The organism is Mycobacterium numidiamassiliense (assembly GCF_900157365.1).
Classification (GTDB): Bacteria; Actinomycetota; Actinomycetes; order Mycobacteriales; family Mycobacteriaceae; genus Mycobacterium; species Mycobacterium numidiamassiliense.
In genome coordinates this window covers 4,042,028-4,067,517 of sequence record NZ_FUEZ01000004.1, presented here as the reverse complement: position 1 = coordinate 4,067,517, position 25,490 = coordinate 4,042,028, and the positions used below count along the sequence as shown (strand labels likewise).

The 25,490-nt window shown below is 67.2% G+C and carries 24 protein-coding genes and 1 pseudogene; 23 read left to right on the top strand and 2 right to left on the bottom strand.

Annotated features, from left to right (window positions below):
- The first annotated feature begins 21 nt into the window (after positions 1–21).
- The 11 genes from MNAB215_RS27315 (at position 22) to aroQ (ending at position 11,029) form a co-directional block, all read left to right on the top strand.
- On the top strand, positions 22–423 hold the full coding sequence (locus MNAB215_RS27315; protein WP_077081552.1) for a secondary thiamine-phosphate synthase enzyme YjbQ: 402 nt from the start codon (positions 22–24) through the stop codon (positions 421–423).
- A 158-nt stretch (positions 424–581) separates the two neighbouring features.
- Entirely contained in the window at positions 582–3,287 is a 2,706-nt protein-coding gene (gene alaS / locus MNAB215_RS27310; protein WP_077081551.1) for an alanine--tRNA ligase, read from the top strand.
- Positions 3,288–3,800 (top strand): Holliday junction resolvase RuvX, encoded by a 513-nt coding sequence (gene ruvX, locus MNAB215_RS27305; RefSeq protein ID WP_077081550.1) that lies wholly within the window; start codon positions 3,288–3,290, stop codon positions 3,798–3,800.
- Positions 3,793–5,040, top strand: coding sequence for an endolytic transglycosylase MltG (gene mltG, locus MNAB215_RS27300; protein ID WP_077081549.1), 1,248 nt, complete (start codon positions 3,793–3,795; stop codon positions 5,038–5,040). The genes ruvX and mltG overlap by 8 nt, the downstream gene beginning before the upstream one ends.
- Positions 5,015–5,845 (top strand): shikimate dehydrogenase, encoded by an 831-nt coding sequence (locus MNAB215_RS27295; RefSeq protein ID WP_077081548.1) that lies wholly within the window; start codon positions 5,015–5,017, stop codon positions 5,843–5,845. Before mltG ends, MNAB215_RS27295 begins: the two co-directional genes overlap by 26 nt.
- Positions 5,846–5,855: 10 nt before the next feature.
- Positions 5,856–6,284 carry a prepilin peptidase gene (locus tag MNAB215_RS27290; RefSeq protein ID WP_077082382.1) on the top strand — a complete coding sequence of 143 codons (429 nt, stop codon included), beginning with the start codon at positions 5,856–5,858 and terminating at the stop codon, positions 6,282–6,284.
- Between the two features lie 94 nt (positions 6,285–6,378).
- Positions 6,379–7,542 (top strand): acyl-CoA dehydrogenase family protein, encoded by a 1,164-nt coding sequence (locus tag MNAB215_RS27285; protein WP_077081547.1) that lies wholly within the window; start codon positions 6,379–6,381, stop codon positions 7,540–7,542.
- Between the two features lie 175 nt (positions 7,543–7,717).
- Positions 7,718–8,932, top strand: a complete 1,215-nt coding sequence (aroC, locus tag MNAB215_RS27280) for a chorismate synthase (protein WP_077081546.1) — start codon at positions 7,718–7,720, stop codon at positions 8,930–8,932.
- Positions 8,929–9,495: a shikimate kinase gene (locus MNAB215_RS27275; protein ID WP_077081545.1), complete on the top strand. Its 567-nt coding sequence runs from the start codon at positions 8,929–8,931 to the stop codon at positions 9,493–9,495. Before aroC ends, MNAB215_RS27275 begins: the two co-directional genes overlap by 4 nt.
- The gene (gene aroB / locus MNAB215_RS27270) at positions 9,492–10,589 is read left to right on the top strand and encodes a 3-dehydroquinate synthase (RefSeq protein WP_077081544.1); all 1,098 of its coding nucleotides are present in this window, start codon (positions 9,492–9,494) and stop codon (positions 10,587–10,589) included. The genes MNAB215_RS27275 and aroB overlap by 4 nt, the downstream gene beginning before the upstream one ends.
- A complete protein-coding gene (gene aroQ / locus MNAB215_RS27265; protein WP_077081543.1) occupies positions 10,589–11,029 on the top strand; it encodes a type II 3-dehydroquinate dehydratase in 441 nt (146 codons plus the stop codon). The genes aroB and aroQ overlap by 1 nt, the downstream gene beginning before the upstream one ends.
- Here the strand turns inward: aroQ and MNAB215_RS27260 are convergent.
- Entirely contained in the window at positions 11,026–11,772 is a 747-nt protein-coding gene (locus MNAB215_RS27260; RefSeq protein WP_077081542.1) for a B-4DMT family transporter, read from the bottom strand. The two genes, aroQ and MNAB215_RS27260, sit on opposite strands and share 4 nt — an antisense overlap.
- A 33-nt stretch (positions 11,773–11,805) precedes the next feature.
- Here MNAB215_RS27260 and MNAB215_RS27255 point away from each other — a divergent pair, with 33 nt between their 5' ends.
- The 6 genes from MNAB215_RS27255 (at position 11,806) to MNAB215_RS27230 (ending at position 17,815) form a co-directional block, all read left to right on the top strand.
- Entirely contained in the window at positions 11,806–12,909 is a 1,104-nt protein-coding gene (locus tag MNAB215_RS27255; RefSeq protein WP_077081541.1) for a M24 family metallopeptidase, read from the top strand.
- Positions 12,910–12,976: 67 nt separating this feature from the next.
- Entirely contained in the window at positions 12,977–13,330 is a 354-nt protein-coding gene (locus tag MNAB215_RS27250) for an Mtp family mycobacterial-type pilin (RefSeq protein WP_077081540.1), read from the top strand.
- A 93-nt stretch (positions 13,331–13,423) separates the two neighbouring features.
- Complete coding sequence (gene efp, locus MNAB215_RS27245) at positions 13,424–13,987, top strand: elongation factor P (RefSeq protein WP_077082381.1); 564 nt, start codon at positions 13,424–13,426, stop codon at positions 13,985–13,987.
- Positions 13,984–14,502: a transcription antitermination factor NusB gene (nusB, locus tag MNAB215_RS27240; protein WP_077081539.1), complete on the top strand. Its 519-nt coding sequence runs from the start codon at positions 13,984–13,986 to the stop codon at positions 14,500–14,502. The genes efp and nusB overlap by 4 nt, the downstream gene beginning before the upstream one ends.
- Positions 14,499–14,867: an antitermination protein NusB gene (locus MNAB215_RS27235; RefSeq protein ID WP_077081538.1), complete on the top strand. Its 369-nt coding sequence runs from the start codon at positions 14,499–14,501 to the stop codon at positions 14,865–14,867. The genes nusB and MNAB215_RS27235 overlap by 4 nt, the downstream gene beginning before the upstream one ends.
- 98 nt (positions 14,868–14,965) lie before the next feature.
- Positions 14,966–17,815, top strand: a complete 2,850-nt coding sequence (locus MNAB215_RS27230) for an aminotransferase class I/II-fold pyridoxal phosphate-dependent enzyme (RefSeq protein WP_077081537.1) — start codon at positions 14,966–14,968, stop codon at positions 17,813–17,815.
- Between the two features lie 68 nt (positions 17,816–17,883).
- Here MNAB215_RS27230 and MNAB215_RS27225 read toward each other — a convergent pair.
- Positions 17,884–18,184, bottom strand: a pseudogene (locus MNAB215_RS27225) (hypothetical protein).
- 460 nt (positions 18,185–18,644) lie between these two features.
- Between MNAB215_RS27225 and MNAB215_RS27220 the strand changes: the two are divergent.
- Genes MNAB215_RS27220 through MNAB215_RS27195 form a run of 6 tightly spaced genes read left to right on the top strand, consistent with a single transcriptional unit; the run spans position 18,645 to position 25,317 of the window.
- Positions 18,645–19,382, top strand: a complete 738-nt coding sequence (locus tag MNAB215_RS27220; RefSeq protein ID WP_077081536.1) for a GntR family transcriptional regulator — start codon at positions 18,645–18,647, stop codon at positions 19,380–19,382.
- Positions 19,379–19,606, top strand: a complete 228-nt coding sequence (locus MNAB215_RS27215; protein ID WP_066972033.1) for a 4Fe-4S dicluster domain-containing protein — start codon at positions 19,379–19,381, stop codon at positions 19,604–19,606. The genes MNAB215_RS27220 and MNAB215_RS27215 overlap by 4 nt, the downstream gene beginning before the upstream one ends.
- A gap of 23 nt (positions 19,607–19,629) precedes the next feature.
- Positions 19,630–21,018 (top strand): ABC transporter substrate-binding protein, encoded by a 1,389-nt coding sequence (locus tag MNAB215_RS27210; RefSeq protein WP_077081535.1) that lies wholly within the window; start codon positions 19,630–19,632, stop codon positions 21,016–21,018.
- Complete coding sequence (locus MNAB215_RS27205) at positions 21,015–21,893, top strand: ABC transporter permease (protein WP_077081534.1); 879 nt, start codon at positions 21,015–21,017, stop codon at positions 21,891–21,893. The genes MNAB215_RS27210 and MNAB215_RS27205 overlap by 4 nt, the downstream gene beginning before the upstream one ends.
- The gene (locus MNAB215_RS27200) at positions 21,890–22,630 is read left to right on the top strand and encodes an ABC transporter ATP-binding protein (RefSeq protein ID WP_077081533.1); all 741 of its coding nucleotides are present in this window, start codon (positions 21,890–21,892) and stop codon (positions 22,628–22,630) included. Before MNAB215_RS27205 ends, MNAB215_RS27200 begins: the two co-directional genes overlap by 4 nt.
- Complete coding sequence (locus MNAB215_RS27195; RefSeq protein WP_077081532.1) at positions 22,627–25,317, top strand: fumarate reductase/succinate dehydrogenase flavoprotein subunit; 2,691 nt, start codon at positions 22,627–22,629, stop codon at positions 25,315–25,317. The genes MNAB215_RS27200 and MNAB215_RS27195 overlap by 4 nt, the downstream gene beginning before the upstream one ends.
- Positions 25,318–25,490 lie beyond the last annotated feature (173 nt).

Below are 25,490 nucleotides of genomic sequence, written 5' to 3'. Positions count from 1 at the left end.
CTCCGCCGTACCCTGGGTCGGATGCAGACCGATGTATTGGAAGTGGATACCGCGAGCCGGCGGACCGTGGATCTCACCGACGCCGTGCGGCGGTTCTGCTTCGCCTTCGGGGATGGCCTGTGCAACATTTTCGTTCCGCACGCGACGGCCGGGGTCGCGATCATCGAGACCGGTGCCGGCTCCGATGACGACCTGGTCGACACGCTGGAGCGGCTGCTGCCGCGCGACGACCGCTACCGGCACTCGCACGGCTCGGCCGGTCACGGCGCCGACCACGTGCTGCCGGCGATCGTCGCCCCATCGGTCACAGTGCCGGTCGCTGGCGGCGAGCCACAGCTGGGCACCTGGCAAAGCATTGTTTTGGTCGATCTCAACCGGGACAACCCGCGGCGGTCGGTGCGGCTGAGCTTTTTGGGAGGCTAACGGCCAGGCAACACAGGCCCGGGGGACCGGTACTGTGTGCGGTCGGAATGGGTCGTGAGACAGCCTCCCGATAACCCGGCGAATAGGCTGGAAGTCGACGTCAAGACAAGTCGCGTGGCATTCCGGATGAACACAGGGCACAGGAAGAAGCGGAAAGAGTGCAGACACACGAGATCAGGAAGAGGTTCCTTGATCATTTCGTGAAGGCGGGTCACACCGAGGTGCCGAGCGCATCGGTGATCCTCGACGACCCCAACCTGTTGTTCGTCAATGCCGGCATGGTGCAGTTCGTCCCGTTCTTTCTGGGCCAGCGCACCCCGCCCTATGCCACGGCCACCAGCATCCAGAAGTGCATCCGCACGCCCGATATCGACGAAGTCGGCATCACCACCCGCCACAACACCTTTTTCCAGATGGCCGGCAACTTCTCGTTCGGCGACTACTTCAAACGCGAAGCCATCGCCTTGGCGTGGGACCTGTTGACCAACAGCGTCTCCGAGGGCGGATACGGGCTAAACCCGGAAAAGATTTGGGCCACAGTCTATCTCGACGACGACGAAGCGGCGGAGTTGTGGCGGGAGATTGCCGACCTGCCGCCAGAGCGGATCCAGCGGCGCGGGATGGCCGACAACTACTGGTCGATGGGCATCCCCGGCCCGTGTGGACCGTCATCGGAGATTTACTACGACCGCGGGCCGGAATTCGGGGTCGAGGGCGGACCCGTCGTCAACGAGGACCGCTACATCGAAATCTGGAACCTCGTGTTCATGCAGAACGAGCGCGGCGAGGGCACCAACAAGGAAGACTTCGAAATCCTTGGGCCGTTGCCGCGCAAGAACATCGACACCGGCATGGGTGTGGAGCGCGTCGCGTTCATCCTGCAGGGCGTGCACAACGTGTACGAAACCGACCTGCTGCGGCCGGTCATCGACCTGGTGGCCGCCCGCGCGCCCCGCGGGTACGACGCCGGCAACCATGCCGACGACGTGCGCTACCGCATCATCGCCGACCACAGCCGCACCGCGGCGATCCTGATCGGCGACGGCGTCAGCCCGGGCAACGACGGCCGCGGGTACGTGCTGCGACGGCTGCTGCGCCGCGTCATTCGCTCGGCCAAACTGCTGGGGATCGACACGCCCATCGTCGGCGATCTGATGGTCACCGTGCGCGACGCGATGGGCCCGTCGTACCCGGAACTGGTCAACGACTTCGACCGGATCCGCCGCATCGCGGTGGCCGAGGAGACCGCGTTCAACCGCACCCTGGTGTCGGGTTCGAAGTTGTTCGACGAGGTCGCCCACGCCACCAAAGCGGCTGGCGCCAAATCGGTATCGGGTTCCGACGCCTTCACCCTGCACGACACCTACGGCTTCCCGATCGAGCTCACGCTGGAGATGGCGTCCGAAGCCGGTTTGACGGTCGACAAGACCGGATTCCACGAGCTGATGTTGCAGCAGCGCCAACGGGCCAAGGCGGACGCCGCCGCACGCAAGCACGCGCACGCGGACCTGACGGCCTACCGCGAGCTCGTCGACGCCGGACCGACCGAGTTCACCGGCTTCGATGAATTGAGCTCGGAGGCAAGGATTCTGGGTATCTTTGTCGACGGCAAGCGGGTCCCGGTGGTGTCGCACGCCGAAGGTGTCGGCGCCGATCGCGTGGAGCTCATCTTGGACCGCACGCCGCTGTACGCCGAGTCGGGCGGCCAGATCGCCGACGTCGGCAGCATCAGCGGGACGGGTGCCGGTGAAAGCGCCCGTGCTGCGGTCACCGATGTGCAGAAGATCGCGAAAACCCTGTGGGTGCATCGGGTTAACGTCGAGTCCGGAGAGTTCGTGGAGGGTGACACCGTTGTCGCCGCGGTCGATGCCGGCTGGCGCAAGGGCGCCACGCAGGGTCACTCTGGTACGCACATGGTGCACGCCGCCCTGCGACAAGTGCTGGGGCCCAACGCTGTTCAGGCCGGATCGCTGAATCGCCCGGGCTATTTGCGTTTCGACTTCAACTGGCAGGGGCCACTCAGCGACGAGCAGCGCGCCCAGATCGAAGAGGTGACCAACGAGGCGGTGCAGGCCGACTTCGAGGTGCACACCTTCAACGAAAAGCTGGACAAGGCCAAGGCGATGGGTGCCATGGCGCTGTTCGGCGAGGCCTACCCGGACGAGGTGCGGGTGGTGGAGATCGGCGGGCCGTTCTCGCTGGAACTGTGCGGTGGAACGCACGTGCACAACTCGGCGCAGATCGGTCCGGTGACCATCCTGGGCGAATCGTCGATCGGCTCCGGGGTCCGCCGGGTCGAGGCGTACGTCGGGCTGGAGTCGTTCCGGCACCTGGCCAAGGAGCGGGCACTGATGGCGGGGCTGGCGTCGTCGCTCAAGGTGCCATCCGTTGAGGTGCCCGCCCGGGTGGCCAACCTGGTGGAGCGGCTCAAGGCCGCGGAGAAGGAACTCGAACGCGCCCGGCTGGCGAGTGCGCGTTCCGCGGCCACCAATGCGGCGGCGGGCGCCGAGCGGATCGGTAACGTCCGGATGGTGGCGCAGCGGATGTCGGGCGGAATGACCGCGGGCGACCTGCGCTCCCTGGTGGGCGACATTCGCGGGAAGCTGGGCGGCGAACCCGCGGTGGTCGCGCTGATCGCCGAGGGGGAGGGCGAAACCGTCCCCTATGCCGTCGCCGCCAATCAGGCCGCCCAAGACCTCGGGCTGCGCGCCAACGATCTGGTCAAGCAGCTTGCCCAGGCCGTCGACGGGCGCGGCGGCGGTAAACCCGACTTGGCGCAGGGCTCGGGCAAGGATCCGACTGGCATCGACGCGGCGCTGGAGGCGGTCCGCTCCGAGATCGCTGCGATAGCGCGGGTCGGCTGAGTGGTCCCAGCACAGCACCGGCTGCCCGACCGGCCCGGCGACCCCGACCAGGATCCCGGGCGGGGACGGCGGCTCGGTATCGACGTGGGCAGCGTGCGCATCGGGGTGGCCGTCAGCGACCCCGACGGCATCCTGGCCACCCCGGTGGAAACCGTGCGCCGCGACCGCTCCGGCAAACACGTGCGACGGCTGGCCGAACTCGCCGCCGAGCTGCACGCCGTCGAGGTGGTCGTCGGACTACCGCGGACCCTGGCCGACCGCACCGGGCCTTCGGCGGTCGACGCCATCGAGCTGGCCGAGACGCTGGCCGAGCGGGTTGCGCCCACACCGGTGCGGTTGGCCGACGAACGGCTGACGACGGTCAGCGCCCAGCGATCGCTTCGCGAGGCCGGGGTGCGGGCCAGGGAGCAGCGAGCGGTGATCGATCAGGCGGCGGCCGTGGCGATCCTGCAGAGCTGGCTGGATCAGCGCCGGGCCATGCTTGCCCAGTCGGGGGATGCCATCGATGGTTGACAGCGTACGAGGCCAACGGGCCGAGCCCACGGAAGTCGGGCCGCCGCGGCATCGGATGAGCCGGGTCGCCCGGAACAAGGCCGAGCGCGGGCGCAAGCGCCGCCGGTTCACCGGCCGCCTCGTTGTCGCTCTGATGGTCGTGGTCGTGGTGGGCGCCGTCTTCGTCGGGTACAAGCTGTGGCACACGATCGCCGGGTCCGGCGACGACTACGCGGGAGACGGCAAGCGCGACATCGTGATTCAGGTACAGGCCGGTGACTCCACGACGATGGTCGGCGAGACGCTGCACAACCAGGGCGTGGTGGCCACCGTCCGGGCATTCGTCAACGCGGCGCACGGCAACTCCAAGATCACCTCGATCCAGCCGGGCTTCTACCGGATGCGCACCGAGATCCCGGCGGCGAACGCCGTCGAGCGGCTGACCGATCCGAACAGCCGGGTGGGGCGGCTGGTCATTCCCGAAGGGCGTCAGCTCGACGACACCACCGACATGAAGACCAACGTGGTGACGCCGGGAATCCTGACCTTGATCTCCCGCTCGACCTGCGTGGACCTCGACGGCAACCGGCGCTGCGTCTCGGCGGATGACCTGCGCGGGGCGGCGACCAACAGCACTCCGACGTCATTGTCGGTGCCGCCCTGGGCGATTCAGCCGGTCACCGAACTCGGCAACGACCATCGCCGGCTCGAGGGGCTCATCGCGCCGGGCACGTTCAACGTCGATCCCTCGGCATCGGCCCAGGACATTCTGGGGACCCTGATCAGCGCCGGTGCGGTGGAGTACATAAAGTCCGGGCTCACCGACACCGCTCAGGCGCTGAAGCTGTCCCCGTACGACATCCTGGTGGTGGCCTCGCTGGTCCAGCAGGAATCCAATTCGCAGGACTTCCCCAAGGTGGCACAGGTCATCTACAACCGCCTCAACGCGCACCACACGCTCGAGTTCGATTCGACGGTGAACTACCCGCTGGACCGGCGCGAGGTGGCGACCAGCGACGCCGACCGGGCCCAGAAGACGCCGTGGAACACCTACGTGTCCCAGGGTCTGCCCGCCACGGCGATCTGCTCGCCGGGTATCGACGCGCTGCGCGCCGCCGAGCATCCCGAGCCGGGGGACTGGCTGTACTTCGTCACCATCGACGCTCAGGGGACCACGCTGTTCACCAAGGATTACAAGCAGCATCTGGCCAATATCGAGCTGGCTAAGCACAACGGTGTCCTCGACAGCACGCCCCGCTGACGCGGCGCCCAGAAAGGCGGCCGTGCTCGGCTCGCCGATCGTCCATTCGAAGTCCCCGCTGCTGCACCTGGCCGCCTATCGGGCGCTGGGCCTGGACGGCTGGACGTATGAGCGCATCGAATGCGGCGCCGAGGAGCTGCCGGGTCTGGTCGCCGGGTTCGGCCCCGAGTGGGTCGGCGTCTCGGTGACCGCCCCGGGCAAGTTCGCCGCCCTGCGATTCGCCGACGAACACACCGACCGGGCGGCGCAGGTCGGATCGGCCAACACGCTGGTGCGCACGGCGCACGGCTGGCGGGCCGACAACACCGACATCGACGGAGTCGCGGGCGCGGTGGGGACGGCCTCTGGACAAGCGCTGGTCTGTGGATCGGGTGGCACCGCGCCCGCGGCGGTCGCAGGGCTGGCCCAGCTCGGCGTCGCCGGCATCACCGTTGTGGCGCGCAACCCGGACAAGGCGGCCCGGCTGGTCGAACTGGGATCGCGAATCGGTGTGCCGACCCGGTTCTGCGACCTGGACAGCGACGAATTGGCCGGCCAGGTGGCCGCCGCAGAAGTGCTGGTCAGCACCATTCCTGCCGATGTGGCCGCGCAGTATGCGGGCACCTTCGCGGCGATCCCGGTGCTGCTGGATACCGTCTACAACCCGTGGCCCACCCCGCTGGCCGCAGCGGTGAGCGCCGCGGGTGGCCGGGTGATCAGCGGTCTGCAGATGCTGCTGCATCAGGCGTTCGCGCAGGTCGAGCAGTTCACCGGCCTGCCGGCGCCGCGCGAGGCGATGACTTGCGCGCTGGAGGCGGCCGATTAGCGTGCCGCGCATGCGGATCGCGATCGGCGGCCTACTGCTCGCCTGGCTGACGGCGCTGAGCTGCTACGACGTCCGGCAACGGCGGCTACCCAACCTGCTGACGCTGACCGGGGCGGCCGTGATCCTGCTGGCCGCCGTCGTCGCCGGCCGTGACCTGCCGGCATTGGCCGGCGCGGTGGCGCTGGCCGGCGTGTATCTGATCGTTCATCTGGTCGCACCGGCGGACATGGGGGCCGGCGACGTCAAGCTGGCGCTCGGACTCGGTGGTCTGGCCGGTTGCTTCGGCGTCGAGGCGTGGTTCCTGGCGGCCTTGGCCGCGCCGCTGCTGACCGCGCTGTGCGGCGTGGTCGGGTTGATGCGTGGGGTGCGCACCGTGCCGCACGGTCCGTCAATGTGCCTGGCCACCGCGGTGGCGGTGGGGCCGGCGTTTTGCGCTTAAAAATTGCCGCGCAGGAAATCGTTGCCCGATATGGTTGCGCACGCTTACCTTTTCGGGCTGGCTGGCTGACTTACGTCGAAAGGTTCTGACACGCATGCCCGATGTGCTCGCCGAAATCGCCGCGGACTTCCACGCCCGTTTGGCCGACGGGGGGACCGAGCCCCCGCTGCGCGGGCTCAAACTCGTCCGCGACCACCGGCTCGGCGCGGTGCGTCTGGCCCGCGACCTCGGTGGTGCGGGCTACACACTGACGGAATTCTTCGACCACGTCATCGCGCTCGCCGCGGCCGACCCCGATCTGGCGCACATCCTGCGAATCCACTACTCGCTGGTCGAGGAACTGCAGGTCACGCCGACGCGCCCGGGCAGCGACCGGTGGATTGGCATCGTCGCCGAGGGGGGTTTGATCGGCGGCACCAACACCGAACTCAGCCAGAAGTCGGTCGGAGGAAACAACCGCGACACCCGTCTCGCGGCGACCGAGGGCGGGTTACGGCTGCGTGGCAGGAAGTTCTACAGCACCGGCGCACAGTTCTCGGACTACCTGCGGGTCACTGCCCAGGACGACGACGGCGCCCCGACCGCCGTGGTGATCCCCGCGGATCGGGCCGGCGTCGAGCACGCGGACGACTGGGATGGCATCGGACAACGCCAAACAGGTAGCGGCACAACAATATTCGAAGATGTCGTGGTCGAAGCCGACGAGGTGTTCCCGTTGGGCGCCACCATCGGAGTGGACCGCCCGCGCGGCGCATTCCTTCAGCTGTATCTGCACGCGGTCGCCGCCGGGATCCTGCGCGCCCTGGCGGCGGACGCCGCCGCGCTGGTGCGCGGTCGGAGCCGGACGTTCACCTTTGCCGCCGCCGACCAACCGACCGCTGACCCACAGCTGCTGGCGATCGTCGGCGAAATCGACGCGGTGGCATACGCCGCGCAGGCGCTGGTCCGCAGCGCGGCGGCAGAACTCGGCGCGGCGGCCGACGCCGCGTACTCCACCGGGATCGACACCGAGCTGGAGAAGAGGTCGTCGATCGCCGCGGCGCGCGTCAAGGTCGCGATCGAGGAGCCCGCGCTGCGGGCGGCGTCGCGCATCTTCGATGCCGGCGGCGCATCCGCGATCCAGGCCTCGGCGGTGTTGGACCGGCACTGGCGCAATCTGCGCACGCTGTTCTCGCACAACCCCGCGGTCTACAAGGCGCGGATACTCGGCGATATCGCCGTCAACGGCGTGGAACCGCCCGACACCAGTTTCTTCTGAGGCAGGTCGCAGCAGTCACATCTGTCCCGCCGAGAGCGCTGGTGACCGAATCTCGAAAGCGATAGCGGATCCGATATCGCTTTCGAAGGAGCAGTGCCCCTGGTAATCGGAATGGTCACGCCACCATTTCCCACCATGGCAAACCCAGGACACACACCATGGGAGAATGGGACACGTGTTGCGCTGGATCACCGCAGGAGAATCCCATGGCCGCGCCCTCGTGGCGATGGTCGACGGCATGGTCGCCGGCGTCCAGGTGACCTCCGATGAGATCTCCGAGCAGCTGGCCCGCCGCCGGCTCGGCTACGGCCGCGGCGCCCGGATGGCATTCGAGCTCGACGCGGTGACCGTGTTGTCCGGTGTACGCCACGGCGTAACCCTGGGCGGGCCCATCGCCATCGAGATCGGCAACACCGAATGGCCGAAGTGGGAAACCGTGATGGCCGCCGACCCCGTCGATCCCGCCGAGCTCGCCGACATTGCGCGAAATGCGCCGCTGACCCGCCCTCGGCCAGGCCACGCCGACTACGCCGGCATGCTGAAATACGGCTTCGACGACGCCCGCCCGGTGCTGGAGCGGGCGAGCGCCCGCGAGACCGCCGCCCGAGTCGCGGCCGGCACGATCGCGCGTTCCTTCCTGCGTCAGGCGCTCGGCGTCGAGGTGATCTCCCACGTCATCGCTATCGGCCCTTCGGCGCCCTACGACGGTCCACCGCCCGGCCCCAACGACCTCGCGGCGATTGACGCCAGCCCTGTGCGGGCCTTCGACAAGGCGGCCGAAGAGGCGATGATCGCCGAAATCGAAGCGGCCAAAAAGGACGGCGACACCCTTGGCGGCGTCGTCGAGGTGGTGGCGCTGGGCCTGCCGGTGGGGCTGGGATCGTTCACCAGCGGCGACAACCGGCTCGACAGCCAGCTCGCCGCCGCGGTCATGGGAATTCAGGCGATCAAGGGTGTCGAGATCGGCGACGGCTTCCAAACCGCGCGCCGCCGCGGCAGCCAGGCACACGACGAGATGTACCCCGGCCCGGACGGCGTTGCGCGCTCGACCAATCGTGCGGGCGGACTCGAAGGCGGCATGACCAACGGGCAGCCGCTCCGGGTGCGCGCCGCGATGAAGCCGATCTCCACCGTGCCGCGTGCGCTGGCCACCGTCGACATGGCAACCGGTGACGAGGCCGTCGCCATCCACCAGCGCTCGGATGTGTGCGCGGTGCCGGCCGCCGGCGTCGTGGTCGAGACGATGGTGGCGCTGGTGCTGGCCCGCGCGGCGCTGCAGAAGTTCGGCGGTGATTCGCTGACCGAAACCCGCCGCAACATCGAGTCCTATCAGCGTGCCGTCGCCGAGCGGGAATCGCCGGCCGCCCGGGCTCGGGCCTCGGGATCATGACGCCGAGGGCCGTGCTCGTCGGGTTGCCGGGTTCGGGCAAGTCGACGATTGGGCGACGGCTGGCCAAGGCGCTCGGGGTCGGCTTGCTCGACACCGATGTGGCGATCGAGGAGCAGACCGGCCGCACCATTGCCGACATCTTCGCCAACGACGGTGAACAGGAATTCCGTCGCATCGAGGAACAGGTGGTGCGCACGGCACTGGCCGACCACGACGGGGTGCTGTCGCTGGGCGGCGGTGCCATCACCAGCCCGGGAGTGTGCGACGCGCTCGCCGGCCACACCGTCATCTACCTGGAGATCGGCGCCCGGGAAGGCGTGCGGCGCACCGGCGGCAAAGCGGTGCGACCCCTGCTGGCCGGGCCCGATCGCGCCGAGAAATACCGTGCCCTGATGAGCACACGAATTCCGTTGTACCGCAGTGTCGCAACCATCCGAGTCGACACCAACCGCCGCAATCCCGGGGCAGTCGTCCGCTACATCGTGTCGCGGCTACAGGGCCTCGGGAACTCTCAACAGCCGGTCACACCCGCCACTCCTGACGTCAGCAAGGCCATCACATGACCAAGACAACCGAACCCGTCACCGTGCAGGTGGCCGTCGACCCGCCCTATCCGGTGGTGATCGGCAGGGGACTGCTCAATGAGCTCGACGAACTGCTGGCCGGGCGGCATCGGGTGGCGATCCTGCATCAACCCGTGCTGGCGCAGACGGCCGAGGCGATCCGCAGCCACCTGGCCGACCAGGGCGTCGATGCGCATCGCATCGAAATTCCCGACGCCGAGGCCGGCAAGGAGCTGCCCGTCGTCGGATATATCTGGGAAGTATTGGGCCGCATCGGGATTGGCCGAAAGGACGCTCTGGTCAGCATCGGCGGCGGGGCTGCCACCGACGTCGCCGGTTTCGCGGCGGCCACCTGGCTGCGGGGCGTCTCGATCGTGCATGTGCCGACCACCCTGCTCGGCATGGTCGACGCGGCCGTCGGCGGCAAAACCGGTATCAACACCGACGCCGGCAAGAACCTGGTCGGCGCGTTCCATCAGCCGCTGGCCGTCCTGGTCGACCTGGCTACCCTGGAAACGTTGCCGCACAACGAACTTGTCGCCGGGATGGCCGAAATCGTCAAGGCTGGTTTCATCGCCGACCCGGTGATACTCGACCTCATCGAGGCCGATCCGCAGGCCGCGACCGATCCGGCCGGTGCTGTGCTGCCCGAGCTGATCCGGCGTTCGATCGCGGTCAAGGCAGAGGTCGTCGCCGCCGACGAGAAAGAATCTGAGTTACGCGAAATCCTGAACTACGGGCACACGTTGGCGCATGCGATCGAACGCCGGGAGCGCTACCAGTGGCGGCACGGCGCGGCCGTGTCGGTGGGTCTGGTGTTCGCCGCCGAGCTGGCCAGGCTGACCGGCCGCCTGGACGACGCCACCGCCGAGCGGCATCGCACCATCCTGACGTCACTTGGCCTGCCGGTCAGCTACGACGCCGACGCATTGCCGCAGCTGCTGGAATACATGGTCGCGGACAAGAAGACTCGCGCGGGTGTGCTCCGGTTCGTCGTGCTCGACGGGCTGGCCAGGCCGGGCCGGTTGGTGGGACCGGACCCGGGGCTGCTGGTGACCGCCTACGCAGGGCTTTATCCGGAAGCAGATGCCTGATGGCCGTGACCGTCAACGTACTCAACGGCCCGAACTTGGGCCGGCTCGGCCGGCGTGAACCCGAGGTCTATGGGGACACCACGCACGATCAGCTGGCCGCCCTCATCGAGGGCGAGGCCGCTAATCTAGGGCTCAAAGTCGTTGTGCGGCAAAGTGATAACGAGGCGGAATTGCTGGACTGGATTCACCTGGCCGCCGACGCGGGCGAGCCGGTGATCCTCAATGCCGGCGGTCTGACCCACACATCGGTGGCGCTGCGCGATGCCTGCGCCGAGCTGCGTGCCCCGCTCATCGAGGTGCACATCTCCAATGTGCATGCCCGCGAAGAGTTTCGGCGACACTCCTACCTCAGCCCGGTTGCGACCGGGGTGATCGTCGGGCTGGGGATCCAGGGCTACCTGCTCGCGCTGCGCTACCTGGCCGCAAGCAACGAGGGCTAGCCCTTCTCCGCGTCCGGCTTGGTGTGCTCGGCGTGCTCGTCGCCGGTCCGGATGACCTCGGTCTTGGCGTCGTCGGCGGTGGGGATCGTCTCAGTGGGCGCTCCCCACCGGCCCGTCGGGATCGTTTCGGTGGGTGCTTCGCGCTCAGCGGTGGGGATCGTTTCGGTGGGTGCTTCGCGTTCGGCCGTGGCCACCGCCGACGTCTGTGCCTCCGGCTGGGCCGCTCCGGCCGCAGCGTCGTCGGCGCGCACCGCCGCGAACACGTCGGTGTCAGCCCGGTCGTCTTTAACGCCAAGGCCGTGGTGCTTCTCGGGCTCCTTCTCGAACTGCCGGTCGATCCGCCAGCGACCGACGGCCGCACCGATGATCCCCGGCAGAAAGACACACAGCGCGGTGAACGCCGCAAACGTCGTCACCTCGTTGATCAGGCCACCGGTGTACAGGCCGCTGTAGAACAGCGAGATAACCCAGGAGACGGCGCCGGACAGGACGCCCGCGAGCAGTCCGGCCAGCAGCCACGTCATCGCCAGGTCCTGGCGACGGTCCGGATCCCGGTTGGCCTTGGCGTCGGCCCGGCCGTCCAGCACCCCCCATACGACGACGCCGGCAATGAAGAGAAGCAGCAGCACGATGCTGATCAACCCTGCCTGCGTCTGCCACGCATTGATTAACGCCCCTTGAAACAACCGGACGACGACCATGGCTGCGGCGAACACGAGGCCCCGCAGCATCCAGCTACTCATGAGGAAACAGCGTAGCGAGTACCGTCGTGAGTCGTGACACATTCCCACCGTCGAGACAATCTAAAAGCGCAGATCGCTGCCAGCGGATTGGACGCGATGCTGGTCACGGACCTGATCAACGTGCGCTACCTGTCAGGTTTCACCGGCTCAAACGGCGCGTTGCTGGTATTCGCCGACGATCGCGGCCCACTGCTGGCCACCGACGGGCGCTATCGCACCCAGGCAGCCGAACAAGCGCCTGACCTCGAGGTCGCCATCGAGCGCGCGCTCGGGCGTCACCTGGTCGGTCGGGCGGCCGACGCCGGCGTAGGCAAACTGGGCTTCGAAAGCAACGTGGTCACGGTCGACGGCTTCGACACCCTGACCAGCGAGCTGGCCGAGCGCAACGCGGGCACCGAGCTGGTGCGGGCGGCCGGAACGGTCGAGGCGCTGCGTGAAATCAAAGACGACGGTGAGCTCGCTCTGCTGCGTCTGGCCTGCGAAAAGGCCGACGACGCACTGCGCGATCTGGTGGAGCGGGGCGGGCTGCGGCCGGGCCGGACCGAGCGAGAGGTGAGCCGCGAGCTGGAGGCGTTGATGCTCGACCACGGCGCCGACGCGATCTCGTTCGAGACCATCGTGGCCGCCGGGCCGAATTCGGCGATACCGCATCACCGTCCGACCGACGCCGTCCTGGCGAACGGCGATTTCGTCAAGATCGATTTCGGCGCGCTGGTCGCCGGCTATCACTCGGACATGACCCGCACCTTCGTGCTGGGCAAGGCCGCCGACTGGCAGCTGGAGATCTACCAGCTGGTTTCCGACGCGCAACGGGCCGGCCGGGAGGCGCTGCGGCCGGGCGCCGGCCTGCGCGACGTCGACGGCGCGGCGCGCCAGCTGATCGTGGACGCGGGTTACGGCGATCAGTTCAGCCACGGGTTGGGGCATGGCGTCGGCCTGCAGATCCACGAAGCGCCGGGAATCGGCGCCACCTCCTCGGGGACGCTGCTGGCGGGTTCGGTGGTGACGGTGGAGCCCGGCGTCTACCTGCCGGGTCGCGGGGGAGTGCGCATCGAGGACACGCTGGCGGTAGCCGACGAGACGTCCACTCCGGAACTCTTGACCCGGTTCCCCAAGGAACTGGCCGTCCTGACCTAGCCGACGGTGCGACCGCCGGGGCCTGACATCTGGTCCGAGGCCGGTCCAAGGGGGCATTGTTTAGGACATGAACACGGCGAAGTGGGTTCGACTGGGCATCGGCATCCTCGCGGTTGCCTTGTCGGCCGTCGGATTGGCCGGCGGCACGGCCGCGGCAGCACCGGCCCCAGTGCCCGCCAACCACTGGTGCCCGGGTCAGCAATGGGACCCGGCGTGGGGCACCAACTACCACTGGGACTGGAATCAGTGCCACGACTGGCAAGGCCCGGCTCCGGCGGGCTGGGGACCCTGGGGCCCGCCGCCGCCGTGGGCGCCCCCGCAGCCTCCTCCGCCGGCGTGGGCGCCCCAGGCGCACCTGATGTGGAACCCGACCACCGGAGTGTGGGGATTCTTCAACAACGGCGTGTGGACTCCGGTCTAGAGCCTTAGCGGGTCGCCCTCGCGGATCGGTCGAATTTTCTGCGGCCGTAGGATGTTCGACAGCGACACACACAATCGAGGAGATTCACCAACCGTGGCGAGTACTGCCGACTTCAAGAATGGCCTAGTCCTGGTTATCGATGGCCAGCTGTGGCAGATCGTCGAGTTTCAGCACGTCAAACCCGGCAAGGGACCGGCCTTCGTCCGCACCAAGCTGAAGAACGTGCTGTCGGGCAAGGTCGTCGACAAGACGTACAACGCCGGCGTAAAAGTGGAGACCGCGACGGTCGACCGGCGCGACGCCACCTACCTGTACCGCGACGGCTCGGACTTCGTGTTCATGGACAGCCAGGACTACGAGCAGCACCCGCTGCCGGAAACGCTGGTCGGCGACGCCGCGCGGTTTCTGCTGGAGGGCTTGCCGGTGCAGGTGGCGTTCCACAACGGGGCCCCGCTGTACCTGGAACTGCCGGTGACCGTCGAGCTCGTGGTCACCCACACCGAGCCTGGTCTGCAGGGCGACCGATCCAGCGCGGGCACCAAGCCGGCGACCGTCGAGACCGGCGCGGAGTTGCAGGTGCCGCTGTTCATCAACACCGGCGACAAGCTGAAGGTCGATTCCCGCGACGGCAGCTACCTGGGACGCGTCAACGCGTGAGCAAACCCGCGCGACCTGCCAAAGGACGCCATCACGCGCGCAAGCGCGCGGTTGACCTGCTGTTCGAGGCCGAGGCCAGGGATCTGAGCCCGGACGAGGCGGTCGACGTGCGGACGGCGCTCGCCGAGACCAATCCCGACGTGTCAGCCCTGCACCCCTACACGGTCGCGGTGGCGCGCGGCGTGTCCGTGCACCTCGCGCACATCGACGACCTGATCAGCTCGCATCTGCATGGCTGGACGCTCGACAGGCTTCCCGCAGTGGATCGCGCGATCCTGCGGGTCGCGGTATGGGAGCTGCTCTACGCCGACGACGTGCCCGAGCCGGTCGCGGTCGACGAGGCAGTGCAGCTGGCCAAGGAACTGTCCACCGACGAGTCACCCGGCTTCGTCAACGGAGTGCTGGGGCACGTCATGCTGGTGACACCGCAGATCCGGGCGGCCGCGGAGGCCGTCCGTGGCTCCGTGGGATCGGGTGCCGCGGGCACGCCGGAGAACTCCGAACCGCAGACATGACCCGGCTGCAGCTGCGCGCCCTGGTGGCCGCCGTGCTGGCTGCGACGGTGGTACTGGGCGCTGTCTTCTGCGCGGCGTATGGCTGGAGCATCGCCGCGTCGGCGCTGTCGATCTACGCGCTGGGCGTGGGCGCGTGGCTGTATCACTCGATCGAACGCCTGATCGTGGCGCGCCGCATCAGCACCGTGCGCGAAGCGGCCAAACCGCTGCAACCGTTGCTGCCGGTGATGGCCGCGCTCATGGGGCTTACCCAGGCCGTGGTGCGCTCGCTCAGTGATGTCACCGACCTGCCGGTGCGCCGTTGGGAGCTCCCGATGCTGCGTAAGTCGGGCAGCGACGGCAGGGACGAACGACCGGAGCGGTAACTGACCCCGTATGAGCGAAACGATTCCGTGCGCGCTGTGGGCGGGTCACAATACTTGCTGGGTTTGCCAGCGATGGCGCCAACAGAACAGGTAACGAGATGAGTAATCCATACAACTTCCGCCCCCGCCGATTGCACGTCTCGGCGCTTGCGGCGGTGGCTAACCCGTCATACACGCGGATAGATACCTGGAACGCACTCGACGACGCCTGCCGCCATCTCGCCGATGTCGACCTCGCCGGGCTCGATAAGGCCCACGACGTCGCTCGGGTGAAGCGCCTGATGGACCGCCTCGGCGCTTATGAGCGGTATTGGCTGTATCCCGGCGCGCAGAACCTGGCGACGTTCCGTGCTCATCTGGAGATCCTTTCGACGGTGCGGCTCACCGAAGAGGTCTCGTTGGCAGTGCGTCTGTTGGGCGAATATGGCGACCGCGCAGGACTTTTCGACACTTCGGCGCCGCTGGCCGATCAGGAGCTGGTGGCGCGGGCCAAACAGCAACAGTTCTACACCGTGCTGCTTGCCGACGATGCGCCGAGTACAGCGCCCGATTGCCTGGCCGAAAGCCTTCGGGCGCTGCGTGATCCGTCCGACGATGTACAGTTCGAGATCCTCGTCGTCCCGAGCGTCGAGGACGCCATCACCGCGGTCGCGCTGAACGGTGAAATTCAGGCCGCGATTATCCGGCATGACCTGCCGCTGCGTTCGCGCGACAGGGTGCCGTTGATGACCACGTTGCTCGGTGTCAACGATGACGGGCCTGTCTCCGACCACGCCAACGACTGGATCGAATGCGCCGAGTGGATCCGCGAGCTACGGCCGCACATCGATCTCTACCTGCTGACCGACGAGTCGATCGCCGCGGGCGGTGACGACGAACCCGACATCTATGACCGAACGTTCTACCGGCTCAATGACGTCACCGATCTGAACAGCACGGTGCTCGCGGGGTTGCGGAATCGTTTTGCCACACCGTTTTTCGACGCCCTGCGGGCTTATGCGGCTGCGCCGGTCGGTCAATTTCACGCCCTCCCGATAGCGCGGGGCGCCAGCATCTTCAACTCCAAGTCGCTGCAGGACATGGGGGAGTTCTACGGCCGCAACATCTTCATGGCCGAAACCTCGACCACCTCTGGCGGTTTGGATTCGCTGCTGGACCCGCACGGCAACATCAAGAAGGCCATGGACAAGGCCGCGCGTACCTGGCGCTCCGACCATACCTACTTCGTCACCAACGGAACGTCGACCGCCAACAAGATCGTGGTGCAGTCCCTGACCCGTCCCGGCGACATCGTGCTGATCGACCGCAATTGCCACAAGTCACATCACTATGGCTTGGTGCTGGCCGGCGCCTATCCGCTGTATCTGGACGCATATCCGTTGCCGCAGTTCGCGATCTACGGAGCGGTTTCCCTGGAGACGATCAAAAAGACACTGCTGGATCTGGAGGCGGCCGGGCAGCTGCACCGCGTGCGCATGCTGCTGCTGACCAACTGCACGTTCGACGGCGTGGTGTACAACCCGCGCCGGGTGATGGAGGAGGTGCTGGCGATCAAGCCGGACATCTGCTTCCTGTGGGACGAAGCGTGGTATGCATTTGCCACCGCAGTGCCGTGGGCAAGGCAACGCACCGCCATGATATCGGCCAAACGACTCGAAGAGACCTTGGCAACGCCGGAATACGCTGTGCTATACCAGGATTGGCTCGTGTCGATGGAAGGGGTGGACCGCTCGGAGTGGGTTGAGCGGCGACTGTTGCCCGATCCGGCCACGGCGCGCGTCCGGGTCTATTCGACGCACTCCACCCACAAGTCGCTGTCGGCGTTTCGGCAGGCGTCGATGATCCATGTCCGTGACCAGGACTTCAACTCGCGCGCCCGCGACGCGTTCGGCGAGGCGTTTTTGACCCACACGTCGACGTCGCCGAACCAGCAACTGCTCGCGTCGCTGGACCTGGCGCGCCGCCAGGTCGACATCGAGGGCTTCGAGCTGGTGCGCAAAACCTACGACATGGCATTGGTGTTCCGGCATCGCGTGCGCAAAGACCGGCTGATCAGCAAATGGTTCCGCATTCTCGACGAAGCCGATCTGGTGCCCGAGGAGTACCGGGCGTCCCTTGTCAGCTCCTACCGGCAAGTTCGCCAGGGCGCGCTGGAGGAGTGGAATGAGGCATGGCGCTCCGACCAGTTTGTGCTGGATCCGACGCGGGTCACCCTGTTCATCGGCAACACGGGAATGACGGGTTTCGACTTCCGCGAGAAGATCCTGATGGACCGGTTCGGCATTCAGATCAACAAGACGTCGATCAACAGCGTGTTGTTGATCTTCACCATTGGCGTCACGTGGTCGAGCGTGCATCACTTGCTCGACGTGCTGCGGCGGGTTTCCCTCGACTTCGATCGCGTCGAGAAGGCGGCCAGTTCAGCGGACTGGGCGCTGCATCACCGTCATGTCGAGGAGATCACCGAGGATCTGCCGCACCTGCCCGACTTCAGTGAGTTCGATATCGCGTTCCGCCCGGTCGACGCCTCCCCGTTCGGTGACATGCGGGCCGCGTTCTACGCCGGCTACGAAGAATCCGATCGCGAGTACGTGCAGATCGGTCAGGCGGGACGGCGGATCGCCGAGGGCAGGAAATTGGTATCCACCACGTTTGTGGTGCCGTATCCGCCCGGTTTCCCAGTGCTGGTGCCAGGGCAGGTTGTCTCCAAAGAAATCCTTTACTTCCTCGCCCAACTCGACGTCAAGGAAATCCACGGATACAACCACGAGCTGGGCTTGTCGGTCTTCACGCCGGAGGCGTTGGCGCGCCTGGAAGCCGAACGCAACGCCGCGTCGGCCGCCGTGGGATCTGCGTTCCCGTCGTTCGAGCTCCCGTCGGACACCTCCGTTCTCAACGGGGCGCGAAATGGCAAGCGCGCCAAGAAGGCTGTCACCGAGGACGTCTGACTGTCTGGCGCTCACGCGGCGTTAGGGCAGCGGTGAGGCGGCGGTCAGGCGGTCAGATCGGGCAGCGGTCAGGCAGCCAACACACGGCGCTCAGGCAGCGGAGGGGTTGTCGTTTTGCCCGCCTCCGAGCGACAACTCGGCCGCTTGTGCGCGTAAAGCGAGGACCCGCTCGTGGATTCGGTATTCGGTAGCGCGCGGCATCCAGCCGGGCCCATACCGGCCGCGACCCAATCGCCCCACGCGCCCGTAGCGCCGCTCCCAGCGCAGCGCATCAGAAATCGACTTCGACCCGCGCCCGCCGACGTCAAAGTTGTAGTGCGCAAGCGCCTGCAACAATTCCGGGACCGTGGCCGGCCCGTGCAGGAACAGGTGCTAGGCGAGCACGTAACGGAGTTCCGTTCCCCGCAGCAGCAGTGGTTTCGTCATCATCGGACTGTCGCACTCGGGTCTGACATCGCTGCGTTGTCGCTCGGAGGCGGGCAAAACGTCATGTCCCGCCGAGAGCCTCACGGGCCAAGCGTGTGCGTTGTCGCTCGGAGGCGGGCAAAACGTCGTGACCCCGGAGAGCCTCACGGGCCAAGCGTGTGCGTTGTCGCTCGGAGGCGGGCAAAACGTCATGTCCCGCCGAGAGCCCCACGGGCCAAGCACGAACGGTTCTGCTCACCGGGATCGCAATGGCGACGTCGCGGCCCAGGTGGCGCAATAGCCGACGGGGCCGAGGTTTTTGCTGGTCGATGCTGAAGGGCACCCGGCGCAATAAGCCGACCTGCCGTCGCGGCTCCTGATCGCCCACCCGAAATATGCCCCTGAGCTGCGTTAGCGTGGCGGCGTGGCTGAGGCAATACCCATTCGTGGACCCCGGGCCGATCGCGCCCGCCGGGTCGCGGATGTGCTGCGCCAGCAGATTCACTCCGCGGCATATCTGGACGAGCTACCTGGCGAAAACGAGTTGGCTATCGAATTCTCGGTGTCCCGCAACACCATTCGGGAGGCTCTGGGCGTCCTGAAGCACGAGGGCTTGATCGACCGCGGACCCAAGGTCGGCACTCACGTCGCGCAACGCAAGTACGACCACCGGATCGACTCGCTGCTGGGCCTGAAGGAAGCGTTCAAACACGTCGGAGAAGTCCGTAACGAGGTCCGTGCCGCGATGGCCGTGATCGCCCCGCCCGCGGTGGCGAACCGGCTGCAGCTTGAACCCGGCGGGCAGGCGGTGTTTATCGAACGGTTGCGCTACCTGGGCGATCTGCCGCTGAGCCTCGACCTCACCTACCTGACCCCCGACATCGGCACCCTGATTCTGGACCACCCGCTGGAAACCAACGACCTCTTCGCACTCATCGAGCAGGTGAGCGGACACCGATTGGGTTCGGCGTCACTGGCGCTGGAGGCAATCCCGGCCGACGCGCACTCGGCGGCCACACTGCAGGTGCCGGACGGATCCGCGTTGCTCATGCTGGAACGCGTCACCAGTCTCGACGACGGTCGACCCGTCGACCTGGAATACATCCGGATGCGCGGCGATCGAATCACCATGAGCGGCCACTTAATTAGGAGCAAGCCATGACGCTGGTCAACAACCGCGCCGATGTGCCGGTGACCATCGACGAGTCCCTGTGCATCGACGGCTGCACGCTGTGCGTCGAGGTCTGTCCGCTGGATGCACTTGCCATCAACCCCGACACCGGGAAAGCGTTCATGCACGTCGACGAATGCTGGTACTGCGGTCCGTGCGCGGCCCGCTGCCCCACGGGCGCCGTCACGGTGAACATGCCGTATCTCCTGCGCTGAAACCCTCAACCGCAAGGCTTTTCATGAAACGACACACAGCTTGGCTGGCGTCGATTGTATTCGCCGTCGCCGCAACCGTTTCCAGCTGCTCGCTGGAATCGCTATCGGAATCCTCCGGTGTGGTCAGCGTGGTCATCGGATACCAGTCCAAGACCATCAACACCGTCACCGCGGGAACGCTGCTGCGCGCCCAGGGCTACCTGGAGCACAGGCTTGCCGACATCACCACCCGCACCGGCACCAAGTACGCCGTCCGGTGGCAGGACTACGATACCGGCGCCCCGATCACGGCCCAGATGCTGGCCGAGAAGATCGACATCGGCTCGATGGGCGACTATCCGATGCTGATCAACGGCTCCAAGACGCAGGCCAACCCGCTGGCGAAAACCGAAATCGTCTCGATCACCGGGTATAACCCCAAAGGCGCGCTGAATATGGTTGTGGTGAAGCCGGATTCGCCGGCCACCACGCTGGGGGACCTGGCCGGCACGAAGGTGTCGGCCAGCGTCGGCTCGGCCGGTCACGGCACCCTGGTACGGGCCCTGGACAGGGGCGGGATCAGTGGCGTCCAGGTACTCAACCAGCAGCCGCAGATTGGCGCTTCTGCCCTGGAATCTGGTCAAGTGCAAGGACTTTCGCAGTTCGTGGCCTGGCCCGGTCTGCTGGTCTACCAGAACAAGGCCAAACTGCTGTACGACGGGGCCGAGCTGAACCTGCCCACCCTGCACGGCGTGGTGGTGCGGCGTTCGTATGCCTCCGCTCACTCGGAGGTGCTGGCCGCATTCCTGCAAGCCCAGCTGGACGCCACCGATTTCCTCAACGACAAACCGCTCGAGGCGGCTCGCATCGTCGCCCAGGCGAGCGGACTTCCGCAAGAGGTGGTGTACCTCTACAACGGTCCCGGCGGGACGTCGTTTGACACCACACTGAAGCCTTCGCTGATCGACGCGCTGAAAAGCGATGTGCCCTACCTGAAGTCGATCGGCGACTTCGCCGACCTCGACGTCGCCGGATTCGTGCAGGACGACCCGCTGCGCACGGTATTCGCAGCCCGCGACCGCGACTACACGGCGGCCCGCAACGCCACCACCAATCCCTCGGTGCTGCGCGGCGACCCCGCGCTGGCCAGCGAACTCTGGCTGGACGGATCCGATGCGACGCAAACGGTGGCCAACCCGACCGACCTGCTGCGCGCGATCCGGGACGCGAGTGCCCACGGAACCAAAGTGCGGGCGGCCTATGTTCCGGACACGGAACTGGGCACCCGCTGGTTCGCCGACAAAGCGTTCTGGGTGCAGGACGGCCCGAAGTACTACCCCTTCGACACGCTGGCCGGGGCACGCCGGTACACCTCCGGGCACCCGGGCAGCAGTGAAATGAATTATCAACAGGCGCTTGGAGGTTCGGTATGACCGCGTACGTAACCGGAGGAGCGAGGGCTCAGGTGGCCGACGACGTCGCCGCCGCGATCCCGACGCCCGGGCTGGTCACCACTCGACGGTCCGCCTCGCCGTGGCGATGGTGGCTGTTGCGGTTGGCGTCGGTGGCCGCCGCAATCGGGCTGTGGCAGGTGCTCACCGCGGGCAAGGTGCGGCTGCTGCTGCGCTTCGACACGCTGCCGACGGTCACCCAGATCGTCAACGCGCTGCAGCGCAGGCTGGGGACCTACGAGTACTGGCTCGACCTGGCGCAGTCATTGCTGCGCATTCTCAGCGGCTTCGGGCTGGCCGCGGTGGTCGGCGTCGCCACCGGCGTACTGCTGGCCCGTTCCCGGTTGTTCGCCAACACCTTTGGTCCGCTCACCGAATTGGCCAGACCCATTCCGGCCATCGCGATGGTGCCGGTGGCGATCCTGCTGTTCCCCACCGACGAGGCGGGCATCGTGTTCATCACCTTCCTGGCGGCCTACTTCCCGATCATGGTCAGCACCCGGCATGCGGTGCGCGCGCTGCCGACGCTGTGGGAAGACTCGGTGCGCACCCTGGGCGGCGGCCGGTGGGACGTCCTGACCCAGGTGGTGTTGCCGGGCATCCTGCCCGGAGTGTTCGGCGGCCTGTCGGTCGGCATGGGCGTGGCATGGATCTGCGTGATCTCGGCGGAGATGATCTCGGGTCGTCTCGGTGTCGGATACCGCACCTGGCAGGACTACACCGTGTTGTCCTACCCCCAAGTGTTCGTCGGCATCATCACCATCGGAGTACTGGGATTCGCGACGGCGGCAGCGGTCGAACTCGTGGGCCGCCGCGTCACCCGCTGGCTGCCGCGTGCACAGGAGGGATCGAAATGACCGTTGGCGTGGGCCTCGAATTGGACCGAGTGCGGTTGTCCTACACCGGAACTCCGGTGATCGACGAGCTGAGCCTGACGGTGCGCCCGGGCGAGATCCTGGTGCTCACCGGCCCGTCGGGTTGCGGCAAGTCGACGGTGCTGCGTGCGCTGGCGGGCTTACTGCCGCCCGATAGCGGCCGGATACTGGCCGACGACGCCGAAGTCACCGGCACGTCGGGCGATCGCGGCATGGTGTTCCAGGACAACGCGCTGCTGCCGTGGCGCACGGTGCGGTCCAACATCGAGCTGGCACTGCGGCTGCGCGGCGAACCGAGGGCCACCCGACGCGCCCAGGCGGACCACTGGATCGGAGAGCTCGGCCTCACCGGTTTTGGCAGCTACCTGCCCAAGAGCCTGTCCGGCGGGATGCGCCAGCGCGTCCAGCTGGCCCGCGGGCTGGCCGGGGCGCCGCGTGCGGTGATGATGGATGAGCCGTTCGGAGCCCTGGACACCCAGACTCGCGCCGCGATGCAGCGGTTGCTCATCGACACGTGGCGCACCCATCCGACGACGATCGTCTTCGTCACCCACGATGTCGACGAGGCCCTGACGCTCGGGGACCGCATCGTGGTGCTGGGCAAGGCCGGTCGGCCCGTGCGCGCGGTGCTGGAGGTGCCCGACCCCCGCATCGACCTGCCACGCGAGGAACTACGCACGGAAATCATTGCCGCACTCGATCATTCGGTGGCCGCATGATGGAGATCCCGGATTCCGCGACGCCGGTGCGCCTCGATTGTGACGTGCTGGTCATCGGTGGCGGCACCGCGGGCACCATGGCGGCACTATCGGCGGCCGAGCACGGCGCCCAGGTGTTGCTGTTGGAGAAGGCGCACGTGCGGCACTCCGGCGCGCTGGCGATGGGAATGGACGGCGTGAACAACGCCGTCATCCCCGGCAAGGCCGAACCGGAGGACTACGTCGCCGAGATCACCCGCGCCAACGACGGAATCGTCAACCAGCGCACGGTGTACCAGACGGCGACCCGCGGATTCGCGATGGTGCAGCGGCTTGAGCGTTACGGGGTGAAGTTCGAGAAGGACGAGCACGGCGAGTACGCGGTACGCCGGGTGCACCGCTCGGGCTCCTACGTGCTGCCCATGCCCGAGGGCAAGGACGTCAAAAAGGCGCTGTACCGGGTGCTGCGGCAACGGTCGATGCGGGAGAAGATCCAGATCGAGAACCGCCTGATGCCGGTGCGCGTCTTGGTCGGCGACGACGGGCGCGCCGTAGGTGCCGCCGCATTGAACACGCGCACCGGTGAATTCGTTGCCGTTGGCGCCAAAGCGGTCATCCTGGCGACCGGGGCATGCGGCCGGCTCGGCCTGCCCGCATCCGGTTACCTGTACGGCACCTACGAGAACCCGACCAACGCCGGCGACGGGTACTCGATGGCCTACCACGCGGGCGCGGAGCTGTCGGGAATCGAGTGTTTCCAAGTCAATCCGCTGATCAAGGATTACAACGGCCCGGCGTGCGCCTATGTGGCCAATCCGTTCGGCGGATACCAGGTCAACTCGCACGGTGAGCGGTTCGTCGACTCCGACTATTGGTCGGGTCAGATGATGGCCGAGGTCAAAAGTGAAATCGACTCCGCGCGCGGACCCATCTATCTGAAGGTGTCGCACCTGCCGGATGAGACGTTGACCGCGCTGGAAAACATTCTGCACACCACCGAACGTCCCACCCGCGGCACCTTCCACGCCAACCGCGGCCATGACTACCGCACCCACGACATCGAAATGCACATCTCCGAAATCGGTTTGTGCAGTGGCCATTCCGCTTCCGGAGTCTGGGTCGACGAGCACGCCAGGACGACGGTGCCCGGTCTCTACGCCGCCGGCGATCTGGCCTGTGTCCCTCACAACTACATGATCGGGGCGTTCGTCTTTGGTGATCTCGCCGGCACGCACGCCGCGTCGACATTGGCTGACGTTGCCGCCCCGCAGCAACTTCCGGACCTTCAACTGCGTGAAGCGCACGAGTTGATCTACCGGCCGTTGCGGCATCCGGACGGTCCGCCGCAGCCCCAGGTCGAATACAAACTGCGACGATTCGTCAACGACTATGTGGCACCGCCCAAGTCGGCGGCCAAACTGTCCATCGCGGTGCGCACCTTCGATCGCATGCAAGACGAGATCGCGGAGATGGGGGCGCACAACCCGCACGAGCTGATGCGCGCGGTCGAAGTGTCGTTCATCCGGGATTGCGCCGAGATGGCCGCGCGCTCCTCGCTGACCCGCACCGAATCGCGCTGGGGCCTCTACCACGACCGCGCCGACCTGCCTGGCCGCGACGACAGCGAATGGGGGTATCACCTCAACCTGCGCAAGCAGCCCAACGGCGAGATGGCGTTCCTCAAACGCCCGGTGGCTCCGTACTTTGTGCCTGTCCCGGAGTTGGACGGACTGCCGCCGACCGATCGGACCGTGTACCCGGTGCAGCAGCCGCCGCTGGTCGGAGGCAAAGCGCCGGCCATCGCCGGATCCCGGGTCACGGCTTCGCCCAGCACTTTCGAGCCGCCGTCACCGCGTATCGCCGAGGTTCTCGCTCTCGAGGAGCCGACGATCGCCGAATTGGAACCGTATCTGGTCGACGCCGATCCCGGGGTGCGGCGCACGGCAGTGGCAACCCTGACCGAGCACATGCCCGACGGCTACGCGCCCGCCTTATTGTCCGCGCTGGACGACGCCGACGCCGGGGTCCGGCGGACCAGCGCCGAGGGCATTCGCGAGCTGGTCGAAGTGCTGCCGGACCCGGCCGGGGCCGAACCGCATCTGGTGTCCGCCGACACGGTGGTGCGCGCGGCCGCCGTCTACCTGCTGGCCGCGCGCCGGGCCGGCAATGCCAACCAATTCCGCCACGCCCTTGGCGATTCCGACTACCGGGTGCGCATCGAGGCGGTGCGCGCGCTGGTGTCGGTCGACGACGTGGCCGGGGTCGTCACCGCCACCGGCGACGAGAGCCGGGAAGTGCGCATCACCGCGGCGGCCGGTTTGGCCACCCTGCGCGGTGGTGCCGAGGCGGTCAGCGCGCTGATCGCCGACCCCGATCCGCTGGTGCGCGCGGCCGCGCTCGCTGCGCTCAGTGAATTAGGTTGTCGCGAGAGCGATCTCGTCACCGTAGAGAAGGCGCTGCAGGCGCCGGCGTGGCAGGTCCGGCAAGGTGCGGCCCGTGCGCTGGCGGGTGCGGAGGCCGGGTTTGCCGTGCCGCGGTTGTCCGAGGCCCTCTCCGATGCGCATCTCGACGTCCGCAAGGCGGCGGTGCTCAGCCTGACCCGGTGGGCCGGCGAATCCGCTGCCCGCGACGCACTGGGAATCGCGCTCAAGGACAGCGACGCCGATGTGCGGGCCTACGCGCGCCGGGCCCTGGACGACGAGGGATAGCCGGGCAACTCGGGCGCCGGGTTTGAGGCTTCGAGTGTGCGTCCACGGCGTCGAGTGTGCGTCCACGGCGCGAATTTCGGAGATTTCCCGCCATCGAGTCACACTCAAAGCCGCTGAAGCACGCTCGACGCGGCGCACACCCGACGCCTCAGGCACGCTCGACGCGGCGCACT